This is a genomic window from Nocardiopsis flavescens, assembly GCF_900141985.1.
GTDB lineage: Bacteria > Actinomycetota > Actinomycetes > Streptosporangiales > Streptosporangiaceae > Nocardiopsis > Nocardiopsis flavescens.
Window position 1 is genome coordinate 23,083 of record NZ_FQZK01000039.1, and the last position, 10,835, is coordinate 33,917.

The 10,835-nt window shown below is 76.4% G+C and carries 9 protein-coding genes; 7 read left to right on the top strand and 2 right to left on the bottom strand.

Annotated features, from left to right (window positions below; genetic code table 11):
• Positions 1-7 precede the first annotated feature (7 nt).
• The 5 genes from BUE45_RS29785 (at position 8) to BUE45_RS29800 (ending at position 4,626) form a co-directional block, all read left to right on the top strand.
• Entirely contained in the window at positions 8-2,074 is a 2,067-nt protein-coding gene (locus BUE45_RS29785) for an ATP-binding protein (RefSeq protein ID WP_073384257.1), read from the top strand.
• Positions 2,071-3,243, top strand: a complete 1,173-nt coding sequence (locus tag BUE45_RS29790; RefSeq protein ID WP_073384258.1) for an acyl-CoA dehydrogenase family protein — start codon at positions 2,071-2,073, stop codon at positions 3,241-3,243. The genes BUE45_RS29785 and BUE45_RS29790 overlap by 4 nt, the downstream gene beginning before the upstream one ends.
• A gap of 62 nt (positions 3,244-3,305) precedes the next feature.
• Entirely contained in the window at positions 3,306-3,911 is a 606-nt protein-coding gene (locus tag BUE45_RS29795) for a TetR family transcriptional regulator (protein ID WP_073384259.1), read from the top strand.
• An 11-nt stretch (positions 3,912-3,922) separates the two neighbouring features.
• The gene (locus tag BUE45_RS32765) at positions 3,923-4,066 is read left to right on the top strand and encodes a hypothetical protein (RefSeq protein WP_178378696.1); all 144 of its coding nucleotides are present in this window, start codon (positions 3,923-3,925) and stop codon (positions 4,064-4,066) included.
• Positions 4,063-4,626 carry a hypothetical protein gene (locus BUE45_RS29800; RefSeq protein ID WP_073384260.1) on the top strand — a complete coding sequence of 188 codons (564 nt, stop codon included), beginning with the start codon at positions 4,063-4,065 and terminating at the stop codon, positions 4,624-4,626. Before BUE45_RS32765 ends, BUE45_RS29800 begins: the two co-directional genes overlap by 4 nt.
• Before the next feature lie 125 nt (positions 4,627-4,751).
• On the opposite strand, the gene BUE45_RS29805 is transcribed toward BUE45_RS29800, so the two are convergent.
• Positions 4,752-6,092, bottom strand: a complete 1,341-nt coding sequence (locus BUE45_RS29805) for a GH1 family beta-glucosidase (protein ID WP_073384261.1) — start codon at positions 6,090-6,092, stop codon at positions 4,752-4,754.
• Positions 6,093-6,333: 241 nt separating this feature from the next.
• Complete coding sequence (locus BUE45_RS29810; RefSeq protein WP_073384265.1) at positions 6,334-7,578, bottom strand: MFS transporter; 1,245 nt, start codon at positions 7,576-7,578, stop codon at positions 6,334-6,336.
• Between the two features lie 674 nt (positions 7,579-8,252).
• Here BUE45_RS29810 and BUE45_RS29815 point away from each other — a divergent pair.
• Together BUE45_RS29815 and BUE45_RS29820 are read left to right on the top strand one after the other, a co-directional pair.
• On the top strand, positions 8,253-8,975 hold the full coding sequence (locus tag BUE45_RS29815; protein ID WP_073384262.1) for a VOC family protein: 723 nt from the start codon (positions 8,253-8,255) through the stop codon (positions 8,973-8,975).
• A gap of 289 nt (positions 8,976-9,264) precedes the next feature.
• Positions 9,265-10,329, top strand: coding sequence for an ATP-binding cassette domain-containing protein (locus tag BUE45_RS29820; RefSeq protein WP_073384263.1), 1,065 nt, complete (start codon positions 9,265-9,267; stop codon positions 10,327-10,329).
• Positions 10,330-10,835: the final 506 nt, after the last annotated feature.

Here is a 10,835-nt window from a genome sequence, read left to right on the forward strand (position 1 = left end):
GACACCCGTGACCACCCCTCCCGAACAGCCCCGCCCCGTCGCCGTCCTCCTGGTCGCCAACCGCGGTGAGATCGCCCGGCGCGTTCTGCGCACCTGCCGCGCCCTGGGCATCGGCACCGTCGCCGTGCACGCCCCCGGCGAGGAGGCGGCCGCCCACGTCGCCGAGGCCGACACCGCCGTCGCCCTGCCGGTCCCGGCCGGGGGCGGGCCCGTGGACGCCTACCTCGACCCCGGCGCCGTCGTGGCCGCCGCCCTGGCCGCCGGCGCCGACGCCGTCCACCCCGGCTACGGGTTCCTGTCCGAGAACCCCGCGCTGGCCCGCGCCGTCACCGCCGCCGGGCTCACCTGGGTGGGGCCCGGAGCCGGGGCCATCGAGGGCATGGGCTCCAAGACCCGCGCCAAGGAGACCGCGCGCGCCGCCGGGGTCCCGGTCTCCGCCGCGCTGGACCCCGGGGAGGTACGGGAGGAGGACCTGCCCGTCCTGGTCAAGGCGTCCGCCGGGGGCGGCGGCCGGGGCATGCGCGTGGTCCGGGAGATCGCCGACCTGTCCGCCGCGGCGGACCCGGCCCGCGCCGAGGCCGCCGCGGCCTTCGGCGACCCCGCGGTGTTCTGCGAGCCCTACGTGGAACGCGGCCGCCACATCGAGGTGCAGATCCTCGCCGACTCCCACGGCACCGTGTGGGCGGTGGGCGAGCGCGACTGCTCCGTGCAGCGCCGCCACCAGAAGGTGGTCGAGGAGTCGCCCGCGCCCGGCCTGCCCGAGGACCTGCGCCGCGACCTGCACGAGTCGGCCCGCGCCCTGGCCCGCGCCATCGGCTATGTCGGCGCCGGGACCGCCGAGTTCCTCGTCCCCGTCCGCCCGGCCGCCCCCGGGGAGGGCGGCGGGGGCGACGGCGTGTTCGGCACCCCGGTCTTCCTGGAGATGAACACCCGGCTCCAGGTCGAGCACCCCGTCACCGAGTGCGTCACCGGCCTGGACCTGGTGGAGTGGCAGATCCGCGTGGCCGAGGGCGAACCGCTGCCCGCCGGCGGCCCGCCCCCGCCCGCCGGCCACGCCGTCGAGGCCCGCCTCTACGCCGAGGACCCGCGCCGCGACTGGCGCCCCCGCACCGGCGTGCTCACCGCCTTCGACGTCCCCGCCGCCACCGCCCGCTTCGCCCCGCCCGCCGGGTTCGGGGTGCGCCTGGACCCCGGCGTGGAGGCCGGGGACACCGTCGGCACCGACTTCGACCCCCTGCTCGCCAAGGTCGTCGCCCACGGCCGCGACCGCCGCGACGCCCTGCGCCGCCTGGCCGCCGCCCTGGCCGGGGCCCGCGTCCACGGCGTCGCCACCAACCGGGACCTACTGGTGCGGACCCTGCGCCACCCCGGGTTCGCCAGGGCCGACACGCGCCCCGGCGACCTGCACACCGGCTTCCTCTCCGGCGAGCGCCTGGCCGGGCTGGCCGTGCCGCTGGCGGACCCCGGCACCGAGGAGCTGGCCGCCCTGGCCGCCGCGCTGGCCGGGGCCGAGGCCGCCCGGAGCCGCGGCCCCCTGCCCGCCGGGATCCCCGCCCACTGGCGCAACCTCCCCTCCCAGGCCCACGTCCGCCGCTACACCACCGACGACGGGCGCGAGGTCGCCGCGGCCCACCGCACCGTCCGCGGCGCGCCCGTCCCCGAGCGGCCCGGCACCCGCGTCCGGTCGGTCGCCGCCGACCGCGTCGTCCTGGAGGCGGACGGCCTGGTCCGCGCCTTCACCGTCCGCCCCGCCGGGGACGCCGTCCACGTGGACACCCCCCACGGATCGGTCGCCCTCACCCCCGTCGACCCCCTCCCCGCCCCCGAGGCCGCCGTCGACCCCGGGGCCCTGCCCGCGCCCATGCCGGGCACCGTCACCTCCGTCGACGTCGCCGTGGGGGAGGAGGTCTCCGCCGGACAGACCCTGCTGCGGATGGAGGCCATGAAGATGGAGCACCGCATCACGGCGCCCGCCGCCGGCACCGTCCGCGGGATCCCCGTGACCGCGGGCCTGCGGGTCGCCGCCGGAACCCCCCTGGCAGTACTCGACTACGAAGGGAAGGACAGCCCATGACCGGGGCCATGACCTTCAACGAACCCCCCGAACGGGTGGACCTGCGCGCCGCCGTCTCCGCGTTCGCCCGGGACTACGGGTCCGCGTACTACAGGGCCAAGGCCAGGGAGGGCGCCTACCTCACCGAGCTGTGGCGCGAGGCGGGCGCACTCGGCTACCTCGGCGTCAACCTCCCCGAGGAGTACGGCGGCGGGGGCGGCGGCATCGGCGACCTGGCCGCCGTACTGGAGGAGTTCAGCGCCGCCGGCTGCCCCACTCTCATGATGGTCGTCTCCCCGGCCATCTGCGGCACCGTCCTGTCCCGCTTCGGCACCCCCGGCCAGCGCGGGCGCTGGCTGCCCGGCCTGGCCGCGGGCGAGACCATCATGGCGTTCGCCATCACCGAGCCCGACGCCGGATCCAACTCCCACCGCATCACCACCACCGCCCGCCGCGACGGGGACGGGTGGGTCCTCAACGGCCGCAAGACCTTCATCTCCGGAGTGGACGTGGCCGACGCCGTCCTGGTCGTGGGGCGCGTCCGCGACGAGGACACGGGAGGGCTCTCCGCCGCCCTGTTCGTCGTGCCCACCGACACCCCCGGGTTCGAGAAGCACCGCATCGAGATGGACCTGGTCAGCCCCGACCACCAGTACCAGCTGTTCTTCGACGACGTCCGGCTGCCCGCCGACGCCCTGGTCGGCGACCCCGAGGCCGGGCTCCTCCAGCTGTTCGCCGGGCTCAACCCCGAGCGCATCATGGCCGCCTCCCTGGCCGTCGGGAGCGCCCGGCACGCCCTGGACCGGGCCGTCGCCTACGCCAGGGAGCGCACCGTGTGGCGGGACACCCCCATCGGGGCCCACCAGGGCCTGGCCCACCCCCTCGCCCAGGTGAAGATCGAGCTGGAACAGGCCCGCCTCATGACCCAGCACGCCGCGTTCCGTTACGATTCCGGCGACGACGCGGGCGCGGGCGAGGCGGCCAACATGGCCAAGTACGCCGCGGCGGAGGCGTGCGTGCGGGCCATCGACCAGGCGGTGCAGACCCTCGGGGGCAACGGCCTGGCCAGCGAGTACGGGCTGGGGTCGGCAATCGCCAGCGCCCGGCTGGCGCGGATCGCCCCGGTCAGCCGGGAGATGGTCCTCAACTACGTGGCCCAGCAGTCCCTGGGCCTGCCCAAGTCGTACTGATGCGGAGTGTGCGGGCGCCCGGGGCCGGGTGCCCGCACGGCGGTGGAGCGAGGGGGCACAGGGTGGAGACCGCGGAGGAGCGCGAACCCAGGCAGGAGCGCAGCCGGGCCACCCGCGCCCGGCTGCTGGAGTCGGCGGTGGAGCGGCTGGCCCGCGGCGGCGCGGCCGGTGCCACCGTCGGGGCGGTCGCCGAGGCGGCCGGGGTCTCCCGGGGCGCCGCCCAGCACCACTTCCCGACCCGCGAGGACCTGTTCCTGGCGGTCATGCGGCACATCCTCGACAGCCGGGGCGCGGAGCTGCGCCGCCGCATCGCCGGGGTCCCCGAGGGGCCCGGGCGCACCGAGGCCGTGGTGCAGTTGGCGGTGGACGCCTTCACCGGCGACGACTTCCGGGCGGCCCTGCAACTGTGGGCCGCCGCCGCCAGCGACCCCGTCCTGCGCGAGCGCGTCGTCCCCACGGAGGAGCACGTGGGACGGGAGCTGCACCGGGCCGCGGTGGAACTGCTGGGGGCCGACGAGTCGCGGCCCGGCGTCCGCGAGGCCGTCCAGGCCACTTTGGACCTGGCGCGCGGACTGGGCCTGGCCAACCTGCTCACGGACGACGGCGCACGTCGCAGGCGTATCGTCCGCCAGTGGGCGGGGATGCTCGACGCGGTTCTGGCCGGATGAGGACCGCTCCGGTGACCGACGGCGATGGCGGCGCCCCGGAAACGGTGTTTATCATCGAAAGCCCGGTCGTCGCCGACCGCGCAGGGACATCCCCCGACGGCTTCGGTCCCACGACGGGACCGGTCCCACAACAGGAAAAGGCGGTGGACAGGTGAGTGCGGACGAGGGCAGGGACATCCCCACCCTGGCCAGGAGCGCGCTGGACGCCTTCGCGGAGAGCGCCGCGCGCCGCAGGGACCGGGACGCCCTCATGGACGAGGCCTTCGCGGCCCTGTTCGCCCTCTACCGGGCGACCACCCGCGCCGAGCGCCGGTCGCCCGCGGGGCGCGACTTCACCGCGACCCTCGCCGAGCTGCTGGTCGGCGGCAACAACCCGGACCGGCTCGGCCTGTACGTGGTGCGCAGCCAGACCGCCGCGGAGAACGGCCGCCACGAGGGGTACCGGCCCGCCTGCTGGCGCCGCTCCATGCTCCAGATCCTCGCCGAGGAGTTCGTGCCCTGGCGTGATTTCCTGCGCCAGGAGGACCTGGAGGCCGTGGTGCGCATCGACGACGCACTGGAGGCGGTGGCCGAGACCGCGGTGTCCGCCGCCGGCGAGGAGGTGCCCTCCTGGGTGCCGGAGTCGCACTGGTGGTGGTGGGAGCCCGCCCGCAAGCGCGGCGAGCAGGCCCCGGAGCGGTTCGACAGCGGCCCCCTGGACGCCGTCACCGAGTAGCCGGGCGGCCGGGTGGAGCGGTGCCCGCGGTCCCGCGGGCGCGTCCCCCGCCGTGTCCCCGGACCGCGCGGGCCGGACGGGGCGTCCTCGGGGGCGCGGCCGGCGGACCGGCCGCGCCCCGCGGGTCAGCCGGAGGACTCCGGTGCCCCGGTGCGGGCGGCGATGATGTCGCGGTAGCGGGCGAACGAGTCCTTGGGCGTGCGGACCTGGGTCCGGTGGTCCACGTGCACCAGCCCGAACCGCTGGTGGTACCCCTGCGCCCACTCGAAGTTGTCGGTGAGCGTCCACACGAAGTACCCGCGCACGTCCGCCCCCCGCTCCCGGGCCGCGTCCACGGCGGCGATGTGCGACTCCAGGTAGGCGGTGCGCTCGGGGTCCGCCACCCGGCCCCCGACCACCGCGTCCTCGCGTGAGCACCCGTTCTCGGTGACGTACAGCGGCGGCAGGGCCTCCCCGTACCGCTCGGTCAGCCCCACCAGGGTCTCGGTGAGCCCCTCCGGCACCACCGGCCACCCGAACGCCGTCGTCGGCACCCCCGTGATCTCGCCCAGGGAGAACGGCAGGCCCGCCCCCTCCTCCGGCGCCAGGACCAGGCTCGGGTTGTAGTAGTTGACGCCGATGCCGTCGGCGCTGCCCGCGATGGCCTCCATGTCCCCCTCGCGCACCCCCGGCACCTCCGCCGCGCCGAACGCCGACAGGTCCGGGTAGGAGCCCAGCAGCACCGGGTCGGCGAACAGCCGGTTGTGCAGCGCGTCGTAGGCCGCCCCCGCCGCCAGGTCGGCCCCGGAGGGGTCCTCGGGGGACCGCACCGGCGTGAGGTTGTTGGTCAGCAGGGCCTCCAGCCCCCGCGAGCGCAGCTCCGCGGCGGCCAGGCCGTGGGCCAGCAGCAGGTGGTGCGCCACCCGCAGCACCTCGGGGACCTCCAGGGTCCGGCCCGGGGCGTGGATGCCGAAGGCGTGCCCGTAGGCCATGTGGACCACCGGCTCGTTCAGCGTGATCCACCGCGGCACCCGGTCGCCCAGCCGGTCCGCGGCCGCCGCCGCGTAGTCCGCGAACGCCCGCGCGGTGTCCCGCGACGTCCAGCCGCCCGCGTCCTCCAGGGCCTGGGGCAGGTCCCAGTGGAACAGGGTCGGGAACGGGGTGACGCCCCGCTCCAGGAGCGCGTCCACCAGGCGGTCGTAGAAGTCCAGGCCCGCCCCGTTCACCGCCCCGGAGCCCTGCGGCACCACCCGGGGCCAGGCGAGGGAGAAGCGGTAGGCGTTCACTCCCAGCCGGCCGAGCAGCTCCACGTCCTGCGGCCAGCGGTGGTAGTGGTCGCAGGCCACGGCCGGGCTGTGCCCGTCGAGGACGGCGCCGGGGCGGGCGGCGAAGGTGTCCCAGACGGACGGGGCGCGGCCGTCCTCGGCCAGGGCGCCCTCCACCTGGAACGCGGCCGAGGCCACACCCCACAGGAACGGTGACGACATGCGGATCCACCTTTCGTGCACGAGTGCCCGTCGGCCGGGGACCGGCCGGGGGCGGTAACGGGGACGGGAGTACGAGTAGCGGGCGGGGCCCGCGGGACCGGGAGCCGCGGGTAGCGGGGGTACGGCTCCCCGGGGGCGGGAGCGCGGGGGCGGGTCGGGCCCTCGGGGGCGCGGGTAGCGGGCGCGGGTCCGTGGGAGCGGGAGTCGCGAGGAGCGGGGGCACGGGGTCGTGGGGACGAGGTCAGGCCACCCCCTTGATGCGCCACACCAGCACGCCGCCCAGCAGCGTGAGCAGGCCGCAGACCGTGTAGAGGACCGGATAGCCGCCCAGGTGCACCACGATCGGACCGGCCAGCGCCGGGGCCAGCACCTGGGGGCCGGCGCTGGCGATGTTCACGATCCCCAGGTCCTTGGCGCGCCCCCGCGCCTCGGGCAGGACCTCGGTCACCAGGGCGTTGTCCACCGACAGGTAGATGCCGAACCCGACGCCCAGCACCACCGCGCACGCGAGCGTCACCGGCCAGGTCGGGAACAGCGCCACCGCGAAGGCGGGGAGCGCGCACACCACCCCGGACAGGCACACCGGGCCGCGCCGCCGCCCCCGGCGGTCGGAGAGCACGCCCGCGACCACGGTGGTCGCCACGACCGCGGCCGTGTAGACCAGGATCAGCAGGAGCAGGCCGTCGGTGGCCGAGGCCCCGGGGAACAGCTCCTCGTAGCCGAGGCCGTCGCGCAGGAAGTAGAGCAGGTAGAGCGTGAACATGGCGTTGCCGGTCTGCATGAGGAACCGGGTCAGCCAGGCCCAGCCGAAGTCCGGGTGGCGGCGCAGCGGTATCCGCAGGCCGCGCAGGAAGTCGTTCCAGGGCGGGCTGTCCCCGCGCGCCAGCGGCGGGTCCGGGGAGAGCAGCGCGAAGGGCAGGGCACAGGCGATGAGGAGGACGCCGATCAGCGTGTAGCCCGGGGCGACGCGGGTGACGACCACGGTCACCAGCACCACGGCGATCACCACCCCCGCCGACTGGGGGATGCCGACCCAGCCGGAGACCGCTCCGCGCTGGCGGACGGGGACGCGGTCCGGGACGGCGGCCAGCAGGGTCGCGTTGAGCAGGGACAGGGCGGCCTGGACGAGGGACCAGCCCACGAGCACGCCCGCGACGGTGTCCTGGCGGCCCAGCACCACCAGGCCGACCGCGCCCAGCAGGGCGCCGAGCAGCACCCACGGCCGACGGCGGCCCAGGGGGCCGGTGGTCCGGTCGGACAGGGCGCCGGCCAGCGGGGTGCCCAGGGTGGCCACGAGCGCGCCGGCGCCGGTGACCCAGGCCAGGGCGCTTTCCTTGTCCGCGGGGGCGATCGCGCCGACCTGCTCGGGCAGGAGCACCTGGAGGGGGCCGAAGAACGCCATCCACATACCGAGGTTGGCCAGGCTGATACCCGCGACCCACAGCGCGCCGACGGGGGCGGTGGGCTCGGCGAGGGCCTCGGGCACCGGCGCGGGGGGTGCGCCGGAACCTCCCCCGCCCGCGGGGGCCGGGGCGGGCGCGGAGTCCGGGGAGGGAGCGCGGGCCGCGTCCGCGGGGGAGGCCGCGCCGGATCCGGGTACGGGGTCGGGGCGTTCGGAGGGAGGGGGCGCGGGGGGCGTGCGCACGGATCACCTGCCTAACATGAATTGTCTTCATGTTAGGTGCGTCACATGCGCCGGCGGAAGCCCGGGGCGGGCCCGGGTGGGCGGGAAGAGATAAAGGGGGCAGGTCCTCGTGCGACTGGTCAAACTTGATTAGTGGGCGGAGGAGCGGTTAGGGTCATCCCACTGATCAAACTTGACCACTCTGGCCGGGGTGGACCGCGCCCGCGGGTGTCCGCGGCGCAGTCCGGGCGGTCGGGCGCGCCGGGGCGGGCCCTGGGGAGTGGCGTGGTGAAGGAGGGGCTGTGGGGACAGGCGTCGGCGGGAGCGGTGGCAGCCGGACCGGAGCGAGCGGGACCGGAGGGGGCGGGACCGGAGGGGGCGCGGCGGCGGAGGCGGCCGAAGGGGCCGAGGGGATCGAGGTGTCCAAGGGGGACGAGGGGGCTGAGAGGCCCGAGGGGGCCGAGGATGGCACGGGGGGCCGGGGTGACGCGGGTGGTGCGGGTGGCGCGGCGCGGGCCCGAGAGCCGCGGCCGGGGGTGCGGGGCAACGAGTCGGTGGTGCCGCTGCTGGCGTGCGTCTCGGCGGAGGAGACGCTGGACTTCTTCACCTCCCTCGGGTTCGAGGTGACCTACCGGCAGACCCGGCCCTATCTCTACCTCGCCTTCCGGTGGGAGGGGATCCACCTGCACTACGGCCGGGCGCCCAAGGGGATCGACCACACGCGGGAGGAGACCGGCGGCTGCCTGGTCATGGTCGACGACGTCGCCGCCTACCACGCGGCGCTGGTGGCCTCGGTGCGCGCGGCCCGGGGGAGGGTGCCGGTCCGCGGGCTGCCCCGGATCACCCGCTACCGGTCCGGCGCGAGCCGGTTCACCGTGATGGACCCCTCGGGCAACTCGATCATCTTCATTCAGCGCGACGAGCCGCAGGAGCTGGAGTACGGGGGCTCGGCGTCGCTGGAGGGACTGGCCAAGGCGCTGGACGGGGCCCGGATCCTGCGCGATTTCAAGCGCGACGACCGGGCGGCCTGGCGCTTCCTCAAATCGGCGCTGCGCAGGCACGGGGCCGGGGCGTCGGCGGTGGAGCGGGCGATGGCGCTGGCGTCGCTGGTCGAGCTGTCGGTGGCGATCGGGGAGCGGGAGCGCAGGGCGGAGTGGGCGCAGGAGCTGCGGGGGATCGAGCTCACCGACGAGGAGAGGGCCCGTGTCGAGGAGACGCTGGGCAACGCCGAGGAACTCGGCCGCTGGCTGTCGGAATGAGCCGGGCCGCGGGTCGGCCGCGGGTGCGTCGCGAGCCGGTCGGCCGTGCTCGGCCGTGAACGCCCGGTCGGTCGCCGCGGGGCGGTGCCGTCCGGCGCGATGGTGGGCGGCGCCGTCCCGCGGGACGGCGGGCTGCCGGGGGTGCGCGGGTTGTCGTCGGCCGCGCGGAGGCGTTCCCTGCCGGGGCCGGAAACGTCGAAAAATCATGTAATCAAGTTTGACTAATGGTTGTTGCGGGCAGTAGCCTCCTCCAAGTAGTCAAACTTGATCAGTCATCTGGGGAGGAAACATGGAGGACAGCGGGTCCGCCGTTCTGGTGGAAGGGCTGCGCAAGGCCTACGGCGGCAAGCGCGCGCTGGACGGCCTGGACATGACCGTGGCGCGGGGGACGGTGCACGCCATCCTGGGGCCCAACGGGGCGGGCAAGACCACCCTGGTGCGGACTCTGGCCACCCTGCTGCGGGTGCAGGAGGGGCGGGTGGAGGTGGACGGCGTGGACGTCTCCGCCCGGCCGCGCGAGGTCCGCCGCCGCATCGGCCTGCTCGGCCAGCACGCCGCGCTGGACGAGGAGCTGTCCGGTCGGCAGAACCTCGAACTGTTCGGCCGCCTGCACCACCTGGGCGGCCGGCGGGCCGCCGTCCGCGCCGGCGAGCTGCTGGACCGGTTCGGCCTGGCCGACACCGGGCGCCGGCCGGTCTCTGCCTACAGCGGCGGGATGCGGCGCCGCCTGGACCTGGCCGCCTCGCTCATCGTCGACCCCGGGGTGCTGTTCCTGGACGAGCCGACCACGGGCCTGGACCCGCGCGGGCGCACGGAGGTGTGGGAGTCGGTGCGCTCCCTGGTGGGCGGCGGGACCACGGTGCTCCTCACCACGCAGTACCTGGAGGAGGCCGACCGGCTGGCCGACCTCATCAGCGTGGTCGACGGCGGCCGGGTGATCGCGGAGGGGACCGCGGACCGGCTCAAGGAGAGGGTCGGCGGGGACCGGCTCGACGTGGTCGTCGCCGACCCCGCGCGCCTGACCGAGGCCGCGGCCGTGCTGGGGGATCTCCTGGGGGGTGCCGGGGGGCTCGGTCCTGCCCAACTGGTCAAGTTTGACCAGTCGGCCGAGGCGGGGGAGGGGACCCGTCACATCAGCGTTCCGGTCGCGGACCGGCGCGGCGCGCTCGCCCGCGCGGTCCGGGCGCTGGACGCCGCGGGGATCGAGGCGGAGGACCTCGCGATCCGCCGCCCCACCCTGGACGAGGTCTTCCTCCACCTGACCGGCGGCCCCGCCGCATCCGCCGGGCACGGTGCCGACGCGGCGGACGCGGCGGTCCCCGTGACTCCGGGCGCCCCGAAGGGCGGGGCATGAGCACCCCCGACGGCCCCCGGGCCCCGGCCGTCGCACCCGCCCGGCCCGGCCCCGCCGGCCGCTGCGCCCCTGGCGGCCTGGCCCGCCGGTCCGGCTGGACCGCTCGTCCTGCCCGGTCCGGTCCGCCCGTCGGCGCCGCCGGTGCCGCCCGGCCCGGCTCGACGGGCCCGCCCGTCCTGTCAGGCCTGCCCGTATCGCCGGGTCCCTCCGTGCCGCCCGGCCTGTGGGACGGGCGGTCCGTGGGTCGGACGCGCGGGCGCCGGCCCCTCGGGCCGCGTTTCGGCACCCGGCCGCCCTCCGCCGGTACCATCCGGCCGCCGAGCCGAGCCGAGCCGAGCCGAGCCGAGCCGAGTCGAGCCGAGCCGAGTCGAGCCGAGCCGAGTCGAGCCGAGTCGAGCCGAGTCGAGCCGAGCCGAGCCGAGCCGAGTCGAGCCAGGCCGAGCCGAGCCGAGTCGAGCCGGGCCGCGGTGGCGGGCCGCGGGCACCGCGGCGCGGCGGGCGGTCGC

Excerpts from the sequence above, each read along its gene's own strand:
- BUE45_RS29790 (WP_073384258.1), top strand. The coding sequence starts at position 2,071 with ATGACCGGGGCCATGACCTTCAACGAACCCCCCGAACGGGTGGACCTG.
- BUE45_RS29805 (WP_073384261.1), bottom strand. The coding sequence starts at position 6,092 with ATGTCGTCACCGTTCCTGTGGGGTGTGGCCTCGGCCGCGTTCCAGGTG.
- BUE45_RS29820 (WP_073384263.1), top strand. The coding sequence starts at position 9,265 with ATGGAGGACAGCGGGTCCGCCGTTCTGGTGGAAGGGCTGCGCAAGGCC.